Annotated in this window: 14 protein-coding genes; all 14 read right to left on the bottom strand. The window is 32.6% G+C overall.

Annotated elements, in window-relative coordinates; genetic code table 11:
- Positions 1-14: 14 nt before the first annotated feature.
- Entirely contained in the window at positions 15-2564 is a 2550-nt protein-coding gene (locus tag ACMAYX_RS14670) for a hypothetical protein (RefSeq protein ID WP_412472115.1), read from the bottom strand.
- Between the two features lie 102 nt (positions 2565-2666).
- Positions 2667-3068, bottom strand: a complete 402-nt coding sequence (gene rpsI / locus ACMAYX_RS14665; RefSeq protein WP_103218454.1) for a 30S ribosomal protein S9 — start codon at positions 3066-3068, stop codon at positions 2667-2669.
- 15 nt (positions 3069-3083) lie between these two features.
- Entirely contained in the window at positions 3084-3521 is a 438-nt protein-coding gene (gene rplM, locus ACMAYX_RS14660; protein ID WP_103218455.1) for a 50S ribosomal protein L13, read from the bottom strand.
- Between the two features lie 236 nt (positions 3522-3757).
- Positions 3758-6610, bottom strand: a complete 2853-nt coding sequence (locus ACMAYX_RS14655; RefSeq protein ID WP_412472114.1) for an outer membrane protein assembly factor — start codon at positions 6608-6610, stop codon at positions 3758-3760.
- The gene (locus ACMAYX_RS14650) at positions 6598-10542 is read right to left on the bottom strand and encodes a translocation/assembly module TamB domain-containing protein (RefSeq protein WP_412472113.1); all 3945 of its coding nucleotides are present in this window, start codon (positions 10540-10542) and stop codon (positions 6598-6600) included. The genes ACMAYX_RS14655 and ACMAYX_RS14650 overlap by 13 nt, the downstream gene beginning before the upstream one ends.
- Entirely contained in the window at positions 10539-11426 is an 888-nt protein-coding gene (locus ACMAYX_RS14645; RefSeq protein ID WP_412472112.1) for a hypothetical protein, read from the bottom strand. The genes ACMAYX_RS14650 and ACMAYX_RS14645 overlap by 4 nt, the downstream gene beginning before the upstream one ends.
- A 150-nt stretch (positions 11427-11576) precedes the next feature.
- The gene (gene efp, locus ACMAYX_RS14640; protein WP_103218459.1) at positions 11577-12149 is read right to left on the bottom strand and encodes an elongation factor P; all 573 of its coding nucleotides are present in this window, start codon (positions 12147-12149) and stop codon (positions 11577-11579) included.
- Positions 12150-12158: 9 nt separating this feature from the next.
- Entirely contained in the window at positions 12159-12593 is a 435-nt protein-coding gene (locus ACMAYX_RS14635) for a type II 3-dehydroquinate dehydratase (protein ID WP_103218460.1), read from the bottom strand.
- Positions 12586-13446, bottom strand: a complete 861-nt coding sequence (locus ACMAYX_RS14630) for a tetratricopeptide repeat protein (RefSeq protein ID WP_412463558.1) — start codon at positions 13444-13446, stop codon at positions 12586-12588. The genes ACMAYX_RS14635 and ACMAYX_RS14630 overlap by 8 nt, the downstream gene beginning before the upstream one ends.
- Entirely contained in the window at positions 13447-15243 is a 1797-nt protein-coding gene (gene pilQ, locus ACMAYX_RS14625) for a type IV pilus secretin PilQ (protein WP_103218462.1), read from the bottom strand.
- 72 nt (positions 15244-15315) lie between these two features.
- On the bottom strand, positions 15316-15750 hold the full coding sequence (locus ACMAYX_RS14620; RefSeq protein ID WP_103218463.1) for a hypothetical protein: 435 nt from the start codon (positions 15748-15750) through the stop codon (positions 15316-15318).
- On the bottom strand, positions 15747-16403 hold the full coding sequence (gene pilO / locus ACMAYX_RS14615) for a type 4a pilus biogenesis protein PilO (protein ID WP_103218464.1): 657 nt from the start codon (positions 16401-16403) through the stop codon (positions 15747-15749). The genes ACMAYX_RS14620 and pilO overlap by 4 nt, the downstream gene beginning before the upstream one ends.
- Positions 16403-17035: a PilN domain-containing protein gene (locus tag ACMAYX_RS14610; RefSeq protein WP_103218465.1), complete on the bottom strand. Its 633-nt coding sequence runs from the start codon at positions 17033-17035 to the stop codon at positions 16403-16405. Before ACMAYX_RS14610 ends, pilO begins: the two co-directional genes overlap by 1 nt.
- Positions 17032-18201, bottom strand: coding sequence for a type IV pilus assembly protein PilM (pilM, locus tag ACMAYX_RS14605; protein ID WP_392993784.1), 1170 nt, complete (start codon positions 18199-18201; stop codon positions 17032-17034). The genes ACMAYX_RS14610 and pilM overlap by 4 nt, the downstream gene beginning before the upstream one ends.
- Positions 18202-18230 lie beyond the last annotated feature (29 nt).

Genomic DNA, 18230 nt, shown 5'->3' with positions numbered 1-18230 from the left:
AATACTTTAGCATTTTAATCAAGCTCTATCGTATTGAAATTACTAAAAATTTCATGGTTATCGAGTAAAATTAGCGTATTCCCCTGCCTTGTTAACCCCTCGAGTAATTCACAGATTGAATTCAGTTCATTAATTGATAATCCGTAAGAGATATTCGTTAGAACAATAACAGAATTCTTTACCTTCTTATCAATGGCCTTAAGAAGTTTTACACGCAAGCGCTCTCCACCAGATAGCGACGGAATGATACGATCAAGAGTTAGGTAATCGAGATTTAATAACTTTAAATATTCAATTGTTCTCTTAATTTTCGGCGTCGTTGGAATTGACTCAAACAAAGTTGATATGGGTGTTTTACAAGCATCAATAATTGTATATTTTCCATCAGTGATAGTTGCGTAGAATTTTTTTAAACCTGTTCCACCACACTCATCACAATCGAATGTTACATCTTCAAGAAATTGCATATCTATTTCTTGAATACCCTTTCCTTCACAAACAGCACATTGTCCTAATTTACTATTTTTAGAAAAGTGACCTTTTTCTAGTCCAAGTGATTTAGAGACAGGTAGCTTTGAAAAATAGTTTCTGACATGACCACTTAAATCGAGAGCCGTTCCAACAGTAGAGCGACTTGTTGATTTTTCAATCCTTGTTTCATAAATAAAGATATTTTCAATCCCCTCAGGATAACTTAAACCATCTATTTCATAAGAAGTTTCAAAGTCATATTTTTCATTAAAGATATCTTCATTTAACTCATTAAAGAGTGCATTAATAACAAGTCTCTTATCAAATGAATCCATCTGAGTTTTCACTTGATTAATTGTACCGACTTGAAATTTGATCTCATTATATCTAAAGCCTTCAAACTCAATATTTTTAAAGATAATCTCCTCATCAGATAGAGATTTTTTAGAAGCTTTCTTTTTAACTGTTTCTAGTTTCGGAAGTTTATGAGCAACAACTTCACCACCTAAATGGCCTGCTCCGGGTCCAATAACAATATTATGGTCACTTCCTTGTTGTAAGACTCTACTATGTTCAACCATTACAACAGTATTATTTGAAGATAGTTTTTTTAGAAACTTCAATAAAACTTTCTGCTCTTCAGAATTCATTCCAAGACTAGGCTCATCAAGTACAAACAATGAACCACTACCTTGAAAACTTAAATAGCGTACTAGAAGTGATTTTTGATATTCACTAGTTTCTAGTGATTTAAGTTTTGTCATCAAAGGGAATTGCCCTAGACCTAATTCTATTGCAATTTCTAACTTGGCCAATATTTTTTTTACGATCGTCTCATTCTTATCCACGAATATATTTTCATATAGCTCTTCAATAGTGAGAGATAAACATTCTCCATATGAATTTATATTCTGTAAATTTCCACGGTGATGAAGTGCACTTGGGGAAACCCTTTTACCTTCACATAAGTGACAACACTTTTCACTCTGAAGTGATCTCAAAAAGATTCTAGCAGAACGCTTGTATCTTTTTTCTTCAAGGCCATAAAGAAAGTTTAAAACACCATAAAAGCGTCCACTTCCTTTCATTAAAATATCTTCGATCTCCTCTTTAACATCGCAAAAACGACTGTCAGGAGAGACGCCTACTTTTTTAATTTCTGCTACAAAGTATTTATAATGGTCATTATATTTTGAGTATTCTAAGAAAGTTATTGCACCATCTGATATTTTTTTCTTTGGATATTTAACAATTTTATTAATGTCATAACTTAGTGTCGATCCATAACCCTTACACTCAGAGCAAGCACCAACACCATTGTAAGGAAGCAAGTCACTAATCTGACGTGCACTTCTCAATTCTTCTTGCGAACATTTAGGGCAATAAGCGCTAGTGTTTAAATTGAAGTGTTTTAACAAATCTTGACCTGCAAGAAAAACACTTAACTGAGATACAGCATTATTTTTTATAAGCTCAGCCCACTTTTTACGAAATTGATTCATACTCTTCGGTTTAATTCTAAAAATTTCCCATTGAGAGTCTTCTTTATCAAATTCTCGAATAGTTGAAGTTTTAGAATCAAAACTTCTAGCAGGCATACCATTAATATTCTCAAGATAATGGTCTTTGCCAATAAGAACATGAATGACTTTACAGTCATCACTCACGGATTCATTAATTTCAGTCTCAACTTGTGAAAGTCCATCAACAAACTCATCACCATGGATCAAGCATTTCGTGGAAAAAGGCTCAAAATATAATTGGGCCAATTCGTAACTAATCTCTAACTGGTCGGCCATATTTAATCGCGAACCAACTATTGGATTATTTTGTGCCAAACTCCAAACAGGAAGAACTGGTGAAATACTATCAACTTCTGCACTTGTTGGAACTCTTTCAAAAAAATTCATTGAAGAAGGAAGTGAATTTAAAAATCTTCTCTTAGACTCATTTGCCAATGTATTAAAAACTAAAGATGACTTTCCTGAACCGGATACACCTGAAACACAAGTGATCTTATTAATTGGAAATTCAACATCAATATTTTTTAAATTATTAGTTCTTACGCCTTTAAGCTGAATGGATTTTGCCATAAGGATTTATAGCATAGAAGAAAAGTTTTTGGTAGGCCCATGAATAAACAAGGCCCACAAAAGTGGGCCCCGCATATATTCGAAAATATTGTAAGATAAATCTTAACGCTTCGAGAATTGGTACTTTGCTCTTGCACCTTTCTGACCAGCTTTTTGTCTTTCAACTTTTCTTGGATCTCTTGTAAGGAATCCAGCTGATTTAAGCTCGCCTCTAAGTGCAGCATCAATCTTAAGAATTGCTCTTGCAACACCAAGACGAACAGCACCCGCTTGACCAGTAGTTCCACCACCAGTTACGTTGATTTTTAGATCATATTTGTCTGCAAGCTTAAGTAGGTTTAGAGGTTGGTTAACAACGTATCTATCTGTACCTTTTGTGAAGTACTCTTTGATATCTCTATTATTAACAACAACTTTACCAGTCCCTGCAGCCATGTAAACTCTAGCAACTGAAGATTTTCTTCTACCAACTGCCTGTGAATCCCAAGTTTTTCCTTTAGCCATAATAATAACCTCTTACTAGAATTTGTATTCTACTGGTTTTTGAGCTTCATGTGCATGCTCAGATCCAGCAAAAACCTTAAGTTTTGTTAATTGTTTTCTACCTAGAGAATTCTTAGGAAGCATACCTTTAACAGCGCTCATAAGAATCGCTTCTGGCTTTCTTTCTAATTGTTCTTTAGCAGTTCTTTCTTTAAGTCCACCAGCATACCCTGTGTGTCTGTAGTAAACTTTATCGTTCCACTTATTCCCAGTAAATCTAACTTTTTCTGCGTTAATAACAACAACAAAATCACCAGAATCTGTATGAGGAGTGTACTTTGGTGAGTTCTTCCCTCTTAATACATTAGCGATTTCAGTTGCTAAACGTCCAACTACCATATCAGTAGCATCAATTAAGTGCCATTTTTTGTCAGCGTCTGCTGGCTTCAACACAAATGATTTCTCAGTGTACATAGTAACCTTCCACTTTAATAATGTTAAAAATCAATAAAACGTAAACGCATCATCAGAATAAAATGATTTGTTTACAACACTTAAGGACCTAAAGGCCCATAATTCCGTTGTTTGTGGGGTAACGGGTTTCGGCAGATATTAAACAATTTGTCCCAATAAAACAATGGGAAATTGTTATTTTTTTGGCCATGCGTAATATTTTCTTCGGCCATAAGGCACTGAAAATACGTTTTTTATTAGAATTGGCCAATTGTGATGTGAAAACGGCCAAAAGAGTCGCCCCCGATGCGATCTAATTTCACTCCGTAGTCAAAATCTAGAGAGCCAATTGGTGTAAAAAACTTGAAGCTCATACCAACAGATTTCAGTAAGTCAAAATTATCAATTTTATCAACAAATACTCGCCCTGCATCAAAAAATACAGCAATAGCAGAATAGTCACCAATATAATATCTTGGCTCCAGTCTGAAGTTTACAAAATATGCCTCACCTCTAACTGTTGTGTCATTAATATAACTACCGTCATTAAGTCTTCCACTCTCTAGATCGCTATACCCACGCAAATAATCACGTCCAATTAAACGAAATACCTTTAATGGAGGAATATAGCCTGTAGTCATTGGTTTTCCATCTGAATCAATAATTACATTACCGCTACTATCTTTAACGATGTCACTAGAAAAGTTATGTTCATATCCAAGTGCTATTGAAGTCGCTAAAGTAATATCACCCATAGGAATATAGTTAAAATTTCTAACAACTGCCTTATGGTAATCAATCGTTAAATCTTCACTTTCTTGAGAACCTAAATAAGGATTAGCAAATTCCCAAGAAAAGTTAAACCATGAGCCCTTCTTTGGAAGTGTTTTATTGTCTCTAAAATCTAAAGTCAGCTCAGGTCTAATTGCACCAATAATATACTTATCTTCATCAATAGCATCCGTTGCATCAAATTGCCTGATATTATCAAATTCATATGTAAGACTCATCGATAAGACATCAGAGAATGTCTTTATAAGTTGAGGTGAAAAACTAATAATATCAGCGTCAAAGTCAGAATATCTTTTCCTTTCATATCGTGCAGTGGCCTTAAAAGTTACCTTCGAATTAAATAGATCGTAAAATAAATAAGGCTCTACATATTGAAACTGTACTAGCCCTTCTAAAAGCTTTCTAGAATCCTGTTTTCTACGGTCATCAAGATATGAAAAGTCAGTTCTCCAGTTGGTCTGCGCCTTGAAGATAAAAGAACGGTTCATTCCATTAAAGTTGTTATACGAAATAGTTGAAGAAAACTTTAGACCAAGATCAGTACGAAAACCTGGGGCAATTTCAGCAAGCCCAAAATCCTTTTCAGTAACTTTGATAACAAAGTTCAAATACTTTTCAGTAGGAGAAATTTCCTCTCCAACAAATGAAGAGATATTTACGTTCGAAAATAAGCCTAACTCTCTTAATCGTGCAATAAAATCATTCATCGCCTTTGGTGTAACGAGATCACCACGAACAAGAGGAAGCTCTCGTCTAATTACGACGTCCTTAGTTGCTGAATTACCTGTTACAATGACATTCCCTAAGTAAGTTTTTACACCTAGGCCAAACTTGAGATTAAGTTCAATTTCATTAGTTGCTGAGTTAACATTTACAATTTTCTTAGGTCGCTTTTCACTATAAGAACTAAAATAATAACCTCTTGTCTTTAGAGAGATTAGCGCATTTTTCAAATCTTCATCTATATGTACAACGTTGAATGGCTTACCTATTTTATTTTTTAAAACATCTTCTATAAAATATTTAGCCTCTTCATCCTCAATGCCCTCGATATTTATCTTACTTAAAATATACTGTGCACCTTCCGAGATTGAAAAAGATACTACTGCAGCATCGCCACCATCTATAAAGTCAACTTTAGGTTTTTCTATATTTACAAAAATATATCCATCTTTAACGTATAACTCTTTTATTTTTTCAGAAGCATTTTCTAGTCCTCTTTCATGAAGATAGTCTGCTTTGAGTAAGTCAGAGTCTGTTTTATAATAAATATTTCTTAGTCGTTTATTGTCTTTATAGTGATTTCCGTTAAAGTTTACTTGTGAAACTGTAACCTTTCGACCTTCATTAATCGTGAAGTATAGATTTAAAATATTATTTCCATTTAAATCAAATCCCTTCGCTTCCGTAAGTTTAGACTTTGCATAATAGTAACCATTTTCACGATAGAAATTTACAATATGTCGATTGAGAGAAATATCATCAAATCTTCCCTTATTATTTTGTATATACTTCTTAACATGAGAAAGTAGATCATTATGATTGAGTCGGTGATTATTATGAAAATTAACACCAAATCTAGAACCAAGTTCGATATTAAAAATTAACTCATAATTCCCATTGTTCAAAACTTTAAGTTCTTCTTTTACACGCGATAACCAAAAGCCATCCCTAATAAGCTGGGTACGATACTCCTGCAGCATTTTTTTATAATTAGTAAAATCTAGAGAAGTACCTCTTATACGATGCCAGAACTTTTCTGACTCTATAAGCTTCACGCCAAATAAACCATTAAGCCTAATTTCTTCTAATCTTCTAATTTCATTCTTCAAAAGATTTAAAGTAAGCTTCACCCCTTCTTGATTTAACTCTTTAGTAATGGTGCCTACTTTAGAACCTTTTTTAAAGTATTCCTTACCGATTGCCTTAAGTCCCTCTTGTGCAGTTGTCTCATCAAAATAGTCACCCTCTTTCAAATTAAAATCATTTTTTATACGACGATTAAGAACAGAGTCTGTTCCCTTAACATATACTGATAAAATTCGAGGCTTAGTCTCTACAACAATATTAAGTCGCCCTTTTTTAACTTCATAAAAGAATGTTTTATAGTATGGCTTTGCTAGTTCAAATTGAATCACTCTATTTAACTCCTCACGAGTTAAATCTTTGCCTTCATACTTTTTGAAGCTTTCGATAATATATAAACACTCCTCACGTCCAGTACAATCAATATCAACATTTTTGATATTAATTGATTCGGCTCCAAAAACTGGAGTGAATAGAAGAAAGAATGTGGCTATCAATCTTAGAATGACCATTTGTATTTTATATCGGCTCCTACAGAGCCATCTGTCCCTTCTTTATTGTTTGTATCATCTTCACTTTCAAAAATTCCTTCAATCGAAAGTTTGTCACTTATGCTGTAATCAACATTAATTGATTGCTTATTACTTTCACTATCAAAAGTATTGGAAAACTTTAAATTAATATTGTCATTCACTTTTTTCGTTATCTGTAGTTTAGTAGCAGTTTTAACTGATTGCTCAGATTTTGTAGCTTCTTCAATAGGACTATCCGAACTTTCAGTAAATTCAGGTAATACACTCAATTTCAACCCGAGTGCAGCATCTAAACCTTCGTTGATATTAAGTTGATCAACTAAAAAGGTTCCAATCCCAATTGTTGTTAAGTTTGTTCTTTGACTATCTTCTAAGTTCTGTGAGAAGTCTGAAGTTACACCTAAAGTTAATAATGAGAAGATATTATCTCTTGAAAGAGAAGGGGTTGATTCTAGATTAATAGAGATATCATCTACTGAACCAGTTATTCCCATTTCAATGTCATACTGACCAATTGTTGAATTCGCTAAAAGGTTTAATGTAATTGGATCCATATTCTCTTCTTTAGTAAAGTACACAACTCCTTCAGAAAGAATAAAATCATTTCCTCTAAATTTAAACTTACTAAGACCTGGAACAATGATAAGTTGACCTTGCATAGCCGGGTTTGTGAACTGGCCATCAATATGTAAGTCTCCCGCAATTAGTAAATCAGCTAAGCGGTTTCTTAAACGGACAGTTTCCTTTACACTTAAATCAATATCGAGATTAATAAGATCTGGAATTCCTCTTTGATTTTGAGTGATATACTTACTTAAACTTTTATTGAATTCAGAGGAAGATTTAAAATCATTAAATTCGTTTTCAATAAGTCCACCATTAACAAATACACTTCCTTTAATTAAATAAGGAAAACCTCTTCCACTCAGAGTTAAGTTTCCATCTGTATTAACGATAGATCGAGATTCAACTTGATAACCTACATTTGTATAATTTGAAGTTATATATACTTCAGGAAACGGAAAATTAGCCTTAATGTAACCAGAAAGATTAAAATCTCCTGAACCAATTTCGCCACTTAAATTATTTATTAGGATTTTTTGATCACGGTATGCACCGACTCCATTAGCATTTGATATTTCTAACGGAACACTTTTAAGCTTTAATCCAAAATTAGAAGTGCTAAGAGAATGTGATAGGTCATATTTTTTTCGATTACCAACAATAATCCCCTTTCCTTTGATTGATCCTAAAATCCTTTCAATCTCACTAGTAAGTAATGTTAGATAACTTAGATTAATATCTAACTCTTGAACTAATTGAAAGTTAGTATCGACATTACCACTTCCTGACAATTGATAGTATCCTCCGGATCCACTGAGAGAGAGACCTAATTGTTTAATTTCAGATTGTTCTATCTCTATTGAAGTTGGCCTTCTTAAAGTTAAGGATCTTCCATAATTACTTATATGAAACTGAGTTAAATTCATGATAGAGCTGACGGGTTTATCAGGATTGAAGTCATAAGACAGTTGACCGCTCATTTGTACAAAACCATTAAGCTCGTTGTTAAAAGAATTGTGCTCAGAAATAAATGCAAGAGATGGTTTAATATCAGGCATATCAACTGCATAATTCAAAATAACTTTAGGTTGTGATTTACTAAAATCTAGCTCACCATCAATATGTATTCCTTGATTAAGAATATTAGTATTAAAATTAATGATCTTATCAATGAATTCAAATTCTAACTCAGAAGCTCCAATTTCTTGGTTTCCGATCTTGGTTTCCGTTAAATATGCGTTACCTTTTCCTTTTAAAACACCATTTCTTTTTGCATCAATACTTGCAGAGAAATAACCATTATACCCAAGGCCAAGATCACGATATCGATATAAATCCCCTAATTTAATTGGAGTCGTAATGAATGAAATTTTTTCGAATCCATTTTTGAAATTGTAAACAAAGTCAGCGGATGCACTAGAACGATTCTTCTTTATTATTGCATCTTTTACTTCGACTTCCCTATTCGAGACAATTAGTTCTAAAGATATATTATCAATAGGCTCTTTATAGGCACTTACTTTATCTGAATCTATTTTCAACTTAGTTACTAAATTTGAAAAATTTCCAGATAGATTTACATCAGCATTAAAAACACCTTCAAGTGGTGTGGTATATACCTTAACATCTTCCCATATAGGTTTAATATTTCTATGTAGAAGACTTAGGTCAACACTCTTCATTTTAATATTTAAATCGACATTTTCTTTTTCTAAATTTACGACACCATAAATATTAGACTGTCCATTTGTTGTATTATTTAAACTATCAACATAAATGATATTTTCGTTAATTGAATACTTAAGATTTGCATTGGATTTCTTCTCAAGCAAGAAACCAAAAACATCAACATACTCAACATCTGATGAGTTCACATCAATTACAACATTATCAGTTCCCTTTATTGTAATATCAAAGTCGCCATGTCCTTTTGCAACCCCAGCAATTTCACCACCAAGATCTGATATCGAGAAGTTCTTTGCTTTAATATCAAAGTCAACAAGATTACCTATTACTGAACCTTTCCCCATTAACAATGAATTATTAGTTTTAGCATTAACACTTATATTAAAATCACTTCCTGCTACTATATTTAAGTTCTCTAGGCTAATGTTAGAAAAATTTATAATGTTATCAGTACTTGGTTTTAGAGCTAAGTTAGTGATTGAGATAGGACTATTCTTAAAGGTATCGACTAAGACTTCACCAGAATTATTCATTCTCAATAAAACCTTTCCATTAGCTCGGCCCTTTAAAAGGACAAAATCCTCGCCTAGAAAATATAAAATATCATTGAGATGAAGATTAGTTGTTTCAACAACGACATCATTATCTATAACTTTGTCAGAATTAAAATTTAACACTAATTCATCAGCTACTTTAACTTTTCCACTATTCACTTCACCAGTGAAATTTCTAATCGTTAACTTGTTATTATGAAAAGAGTGTTTCGTTTTAAAAGAATCAAGATTTACATAATCAGAATGTATATTACTACCATTAGTAAAACCACTAACGTATATATCCTTCTTATCAACAGCGCCTGTAATAGTCGATTTCCCTTCTATTACGCCATCAATATTTATATTGTATTTTCTTTTTATGTCCTCAAAACTATCAAAGTTTATTTTGTAATCGATATCGGAATGAACTTTCTTACTGCTAAATTCATATTTTCCTGATCCGCTAATTTTAGAATCTTTAATGAATATATATCCATTTCTGACACGAATATTGTTTTCAACAATTTCAGCGTCAAGATAAAGATTATCGACTACAGCACCTTCCCACTTAACATTTTCAATATCAAGAAGGATGTCATAGCTATACTCAAATGGACTAAGTGCTAGGTACTTGATCGGTATATTTAATTTATTTTCAGCAATATAAAAATCAGAGTTTTTAATTTCAATCTTGTTAATTTTAAAAGGTAATTGGTTAGTAACATTGGAAAGAGTATTAAAAATACTTACTTGAGAATTATCATCTTCACTCTTTTCTAATTTCTCTAGAACAACATAACCATCACTAAATTCAACAGAGTTAAATCTTATATTTGATGAGAAAAGACTTAAAAGAGAAAATGCTGCTGAAACATCCTTTACCTGTACTTCAAGTTCATCTCTTACTTTGAAATTAACATCCTCTAAAATAGTTCGAGGAGGGAAAAATCCACCCGAAACTCTAGTGAAAGAAAGAGACATATTTGAATCAATGATTACATTTTTATTAATATACTCTGTTAGTAATGTTGATACATATTTTGACTGTATAAAACGCCAGGCTCCTACCGTGAGAAGTCCAAAGACAAGAGTAAATATAATCAGAAATTTATTTACAAATCTCATCTCTTTAACATTACCTCAACATTCCTATAGCCTGGACTTAAACGATTAACAATAACTGCCATAAAGAAAGCTCGTTCATTATTTCCAAGTCGCTTATAAGCTGCAGCCATTTCAAATAGAGTATTTACATATTCAGTTTTAGACTCACAGCCATCAATTAGTTTTTCTCTTAATTCTACTAACGATAGCAACTCATCTTTCCTATTTGGAGGTAGATACAACGCCTCAACATAATCCCTGTTAATTACGTGCTCTTTCGTATTCTTAGTATGTTCTTCTATACCTGTATAATCTTTCAAATAATGATTAATCGCTCTAATCAAATCATTATCGTCTGAACGTTTAACATAGTTGTATAAAACATCTTGAAATTCTTCAGACTCAAAAAATAGAGGAATGATCTTGAATAGGGATTCAATAAACATCAAAGGATCTATTAAGTTAATATCATTCACTAACCTTTTTCTAATGGCCGATATTTGAAAATATATTTCAGGGTTTTTAACAGCAGTAATTGTTGTGATGATATTAGAGATATCTTCCTTTAACTCTTGGCCACTTATTAATTTAATGTACGATAATAAATCATTTGAATATGTAATATCAAAGTGCGTGAATATTTTTGTTAATTCATTTAAGCGATTAATTTTTTTTCTTTTTATCAAGTAAGTAGTGAGGCTACTAATTTCTAAAAATAATTTTTGAACTTTTCCAGTGGAGTGAAAAAATAAAATTTTTGTGAGTGAGTCTAGATAAAAAACATCAATTGAAGATTGCTCTTCATTATCAATACGATTTGATTCTAAAAAAATAATAAGCTCTTGAGTGTTACTCATTACTTTTTCAAATTCATATTTTGTCATTTCGGTTGTGTTATTTGACACATTTCCTCTGGTATATAAATACAACTAACTATCTAAAATTATTATATCAAATAATTATTTTAATTAATGTTAAGCGTACTTTTTACCACAGAAAGACATGGATTAGAGATAAGAAAAAGGCCCTTTAAAAGGGCCTTTATATTTAAGAAATTATTTGTTTACACGCTCGACGTAATCACCAGTTCTTGTATCAATTTTTAGGATTTCCCCCTCTTTGATAAATAGTGGAACGTTAACTTGAAGACCTGTTTCCATAATTGCCTTCTTTAATCCACCTTGAGCTGTATCACCCTTAAGACCTGGGTCTGTTTCAGTTACAGATAACTCAACAAAGTTAGGAAGTTCAATCGAAATTGGTTTACCTTTATAATATAATAGTCCTACTTTAATACCTTCTTGTAGGTAGTTAGCAGCATCATCAATGTATTCAGTTGCAACGTGAATTGTTTCAAAAGACGATTGGTCCATGAAGTTAAATCCATCAGGATCATTGTATAAATACTCTACTTCTTTTTCTTCTAGATCTGGCTTAAGAGCACCAGTTGCTACACCAGACTTGAAAGTTCTTTCAATAACTGCACCTGTTTCTAGGTTTTTGATTCTTAACTTATAAAAAGCTGAACCTTTACCTGGGTTAGTGAAGTCACATTTAATACAAACATATGGTTTGCCATCGATTTCTAGTTTTAAACCTTTCCTAAAGTCGTTTGTCGATATTTCCATAAAAACCCTTTAAATTAATTGCGATAATATTGCTAGGAAGTAACCTTTTTCTTTTAAACCTTCTATCACAGCTGTCGAAGATTTTGCAGTAATTTTATTCTTTCTAAACTCCTCTCTTAGGTTTGTGTTTGAAAGATGTACTTCAATTACTGGGCATTTCATCACGCGCAAGGCGTCTAAAATAGCAATACTAGTATGAGAGAAAGCTGCTGGGTTGATAATCAGCGCTTTAATATCACTTTCTGACGCAGCATGTATTTTTTCAATGATCTCTTGCTCACCATTAGATTGGAACCATTCAACATCAACTTTATGCCCGAACTGCCCGAGTTTTTCATTGGTGTACTTTTCAATGGCATCAAGATCAAGTGTGCCATAGATAGATGGTTCTCTTTTTCCTAATAAATTTAAATTAGGACCATTAATGACTAAGAATTTATCCATTTAAAACTTCGCTGCTTCTTTTCTTTAAGTATGATTCGAATAGCTCAAAGGCCATTGTCAGTTTTTCCAGTTCTACTTTTGGTTTTTGCTCTAATTTCTTAGCTGTCGATTCAAAAGCGGCCATTAAGTCTTCACGGCCCTTACTCTCACTGATCTCGTCTTGTCCCTCAAGCTCAAGTAGTCTATCTTGGATACGTTGATCTTCAGGATTTTCAGCTAGCGCACTGTTAAGAACTTCTATCGCCTTTTGTTTTGCGCCTTGTTTTAGATAAAGGTCAACTAGAGTATGGCTAAAGATTTGTCCTGGTTCACTCTTAGGTTTATCTTCAACGACTGGCTCTTCTTTAACTTGTGGAACTAAACTTAAGGTACTCCAACTTTCTATTTCATCATCTAAATTCGATATATCAAAAGTTTTTTGAGTTAGATCTTCATTTTCAATACTGTCAAAATTATCATATTTTACAATAAACTCAGTTGCTTCAGTATCCTTAGGTGAAATAAAAAGAACTCTTTTATATGTATTTAGGGCCTCAAGGATCAAATTCTGTTTAAAACAAGAATGAGCAAAAAGTTTAAGAAACTTAATATTATCGCCATTAATAGAAAGTTGTGGCTTTAATACAGTGTAAGCTTCTTCAATCTCTTCCCTCTCTAATAATAGCTGGCCATAAACAATAATAGCAGCAGAGAAGTTAGGATGATGAATTAGTCCTCTTTTAAGTAAAGCTAATGCTTCATCATTCATTCCAACTTTTCTGTATATTTCGGCCAAAGGAGCAAAGACCTTCGATCGAGGGTCTTTCTCCAATTGACTTTTATATTTTGTGATTAGATTATTGTAATTTTTCATCTACAAGCTACTTGTTAAACCTGCACGTTCTTGATTAATAACTCTCGGTGTAATGAAAATAACAAGTTCTGTTTTACTTACCTGTGGATTATACGGAGTTCTAAATAGCCAACCGACAATAGGTACATCCTTTAAATAAGGAACACCAGAATGTGATTCAATTTTAGAATAACTATAAAGTCCACCTAGAACAATTGTTGATCCATTTTCAACAAGTACATTTGTCTTTACCTGTCTTTTAGTTTTATCAGGTGGTGCTCCCGCTGCTGGTGCAGTACCAAATTGCTCTTTAGATAGTTCGACAATTAAATCAATTGCCCCATCATTAGCAACCTGAGGAGTAACGGCCAAACTTAGCTCGGCAGTTGTCTCTTTGAATGTAATTGTAATATCTTCACCAGTCCCTTCTCTTTCTTCAAAAGAAGTTGTGTCTGTCGAAATAATTTCTGCTTTTACGTTATGTTTAGTTACAACTCGAGGAGAAGCAATGATCTTACCTTTTGATTCACTTTCTAAAAGTTGTAACTGAAAATTTAAATCAAATAAGCGTCCAAATCTTGAGATTGTAACACCAAGTAAGTTCCTTGTGTTCTCACCAGTTGTTGGAGCACTTGAAAAGCTTAGCCCTGGACCAGAAATACTAGTCGAACTGGCCGAACCTGTTAAATCTGTAGAAGTTGGTATTTGTCCAATTGGGTCATATCCAAAATTGAGTCCATTCTGCAGACCAATTTGTTTTTGATAACCTTCGTTAACTTCAACAATTTTTGATTCAATAAGAACCTGTGGAGTTTGACGATCTAGAATATCAACGATCTTTGCAATTTTTTCTGTCGTCTCAAGAGTATCATTAATGATTAAATTATTAGTTCTTTCATCAGCAATTAAAGAACCTCTTGCAGGAGTAACATAGTCCTTTAAAAGAGTCGTTAAGTCTTTAGCTTTAGAATAAGAGATAGGAAGTACTTTAGTTACGAGAGGTTCTGCTACTTCTTTGATTTGCGTAGCTTCTCTTTCTTTTCTTTTCTCTTCTGTTGCTTGAGCAAGTGTCTTAATCGTTAGAATTGCACCATTTTTTTCTGCTACTAACTTATTAATAGATAAAACTGTATCGAGTGCCTGATCCCATGGAACATTTACTAAGTTAAGTGATAATGGTTTTAACTCAGCAACATCATTTGTCATAATAACGTTGAAACCTGAGGCATCCGCAATAAGATCAAGAATATCATTGATCTTCATATCCTTAACATTCAAGGAAATCTTATTACCAACATACTTTTTTTGCCCTGAAAGAGTTAAGTTTTCTAAGATATCTTCCATGCTTTTAGATTTTGGCTTTAGAAGTCTTTGACTCTTCTTTTCTTCAGCTGTTGTTAAAGCACCTTCTTCCTCTTTAGAACTAGCAAATGCTCCGTAACGATTTTCAAAAATGATACTTGCAAGGTTTCCTGAAGTTTGAAGTTTAGAGCGAACATTATCTCTTAATTGTACGACGACTCTAATATCTTGAGACTTCCCTGGAGCCTTAAAAGCAGAAACAAATACTACCGAACCTGAAAATTCAGAAGTATCAAAAGCTCTAAGAACTCTTTGAGTGGATACTGTATTTTCAATATCAATAATGACTTGTTTGTCTTTAACGACTTGGAACTTTTTAATTTTGAAATCGTTCTTATCAAAATTGAAATTCAAATAACTTAAATCGTCTTTCTGTTGAAAATCAATTTTTGTTAAATTTGCTGATAGTGCAAGAAATGAGTATAGAATTGATACTGCAATAACTATTTTTTTCATTTTTACTCTTCCTAAGTAAAATTATTATATTTTTATGATATCACAAATTGAATTTTATAAAAGTATTATGAACTACTCTGATAAAGGAAGTATTGTTTCCAAGTACTCTTCTTCATCGTATACATTAATAATTTTCTCAACTAATACTACCCCACCAGGTAGAATTGCTTTAACCTCAACTTGATCTGGGCCGATTTTCATACCTTCTTTTATGATTACAGCTTGAGATAATCCTTCTTCTTCAACTTGTTTTATAATCGCTCGTGGATCTTTACCTAAAAAGATACCTGTAACTCTTAATCGATCAATACGAAGATGATCTGTCGTAAGCTTATTAGAGAAACCAGTAAACTTTTCTCTTCTCGCTTTTTTGTTTCCCATTTTTTTCTTATATTTAACTTTAAACGGGTCTCTAATATTTCTTCCGGAACCTAGTTCAACAGGCGCTTGTCCTATTGCTAAGAAACAAAATAAGCATGCTAATATTAATTTGCTCTGATTTTTCAATTCTTATTCCTAGTTCTTTTCTTTCTCGCAGGTTTTTTAGATTGTTCTTGTTTAAGTTTCTGCTCAATTTCTTCAATACCACGCTTTTCTCTATGGTTTTGATTATAAATATAACTCTCAATCGTAGCGTATAGATTAATTATTTCGTAACGAGACTTATTTGTTTTTGTAATTTTACTTAAATTAATATCTCTAACATTTAAAATTCTTTCTTGTTTAGAAATGTTTTCTAGTAAAAGTAAGAATTGTAGATATGTCCCTTTCCCTGAAAATGTATAATATTTCGTAATATAGAATCCATTTTCTTCTTGTCCGCTTGGATTAATTTGTACATCTTTGATCTTTAAGCTTTCCCCGAGCTTTTTGATTAAGTTAATACTTTCATTATCACTAATATCTTTAGGTAGACGTCTTTGTGTCTCTTCAAGTTTTTGAGCAACTATTTCAATCTCTTCTTTCTTTTGCTCAACGTCTCTTTCGTAATCCTTAAGTTTTTTTAATTCTTTTTTCTTCTTACTAATTCTACCGTTTACAATATTAACTTCTTCTTGAAGACTTGCTCTTTCAATTTCAACTTCGTTGTACGCTTCATAAGCCTGGAATGCGCCCCAAACGATTAAGATTAAATATAGCTTATTAATTAGAGATAGCATTACTCAAGATCTCCATATGATTGGATTTTCCCTTCAATTGAAAAACTTTGTAATGTAACACTTTCACCGTAAAGCTGATCTGAAGTTTCTTTAAGTTCTTTCATACCAAATGTTTCAGAAGAGTAGCCATTTCTTGGTATGAAATACTCAAGTTCTTTAACGTTGTTAATAAAGTCCCCGACCGATGAAAAAGATATTGATTCCCCATCAATCTTGATAACTTTTTTGTCGTCAATTGTTAGAGAGTTAAACCAAATATCATCATTCAATGATCCCGAAAGTCCTCTTAGTACTTTATATGGGTTAGATTTATTAGACATAACTTGCGCTACAAGTGCTTCTCTACTTTTTAACTCTTCAATTCTTTTTGTAAAAGCATCCATAACTTCAGTTAAAGAACCAAATGAATCAACTTCTTTTTTTAGTCTGTTAAAGACTGCCTTTTGCTGAACAATCTCATCACGTACATCTTGATTTTTATTTTTAAAACCTGGAATTAGAACAGATGTAAGTCCGTAATAAACAGCATAACCAATAAGAAGCGATTTCTTATTTACCTTATTAAAATCAACACCAAGAATTACTGGTAGCTCTAAAGGTTTCTTTTTTTCTAATAAGTTTATTTCTATCATTTTGGAAACTCCCTAAGGGCCAATCCAAATGAAACAACACCTTCGTGGGCCATATCATTTAATTCATCATCATCGAAATCATTTTCATTAAATTCGATTTCATTAAATGGATTCAATACATTAACATCAACACCAAAAGATGATCGGATTTCCTCAAGCAAATTAGGTAATCGCACTGAACCGCCAGTTACTGTAATATTCTTTAAAGAATCATCAGACGTTGCATTAATATAAAAGTCATGAGCTTTTTTTAGTTCGTTAACAAGAGTTCCATTAATCTCATTAATAATCATTAACACATCATCAGGAACACCTTCACCAGATGACATCTTCTTTAAGTCTTCCGCTTCTTGAAATGTTACCCCTAATTGTCTCTGAATCTCTTCTGTAATACTCGCGCCACCAATAATGATTTCTTTGACAAAGACTGGAATACCTTTTTTAAGGACGATAAAAACAGTTGCCTGAGAACCAATATCAATTAGCAATGTCGATGGAATTAGAATTTTATTTATATCTGTACTTGAAGTATTTTCAAATATTTCATCTTCTGACTCATCATCAATATCTGATGATAAATCCTCTTCAGAAGCTAGCTCGTAGATATTAGTAATCGCAATAGAGCACAAATCAACGACTTTTACGATCTTACCTAAGGATTCAATTATTGTTTTGAATGATTCAAGGACATCTTTCTTTACCGCACAAACAATAACATCAAGACCACCACCCATGTTTTCACCGATGACATACCAATCGATATTACAGTCCTCAACCGGAAATGGGAGGTATTGCTCTGCTTCCCAAATTACTTGATCTTCAAGTTCTTCATCATCTCCACCGGCCAATTGTAATTTTTTAATTACTGTATTAGGCCCAGATAGACCAAGGCAAATATAGGGCTCTGTGACTTTCGCTTCTTTAAAAGCTTCTTTTAAAGCTTCTTTTAGAGCTTCTTCATCTTGAATTTCATCTTCTATGATTGCAGCTTCCGGAAGTGGAACAGATGCATACTTAACTAATTTATAAGTATCATTCTTGGTAACTATTTTAGAGACTTTTACTGAGCTTTGACCAATGTCAACACCAATAAGTTCTTTAGGAACTAAACCTAAAGCTTCCCTAATTTTAAATATAACATCCTGTATATCAATATTCTTCTTCATCCGTGACCTATCAAAGTATTATTTTATTA

It is taken from the genome of Halobacteriovorax sp. RT-2-3 (genome assembly GCF_047085075.1).
Taxonomy (GTDB): domain Bacteria; phylum Bdellovibrionota; class Bacteriovoracia; order Bacteriovoracales; family Bacteriovoracaceae; genus Halobacteriovorax_A.
Note: the sequence above shows the minus strand (reverse complement) of the source record. Positions and strands in the feature narration are given on the sequence as shown.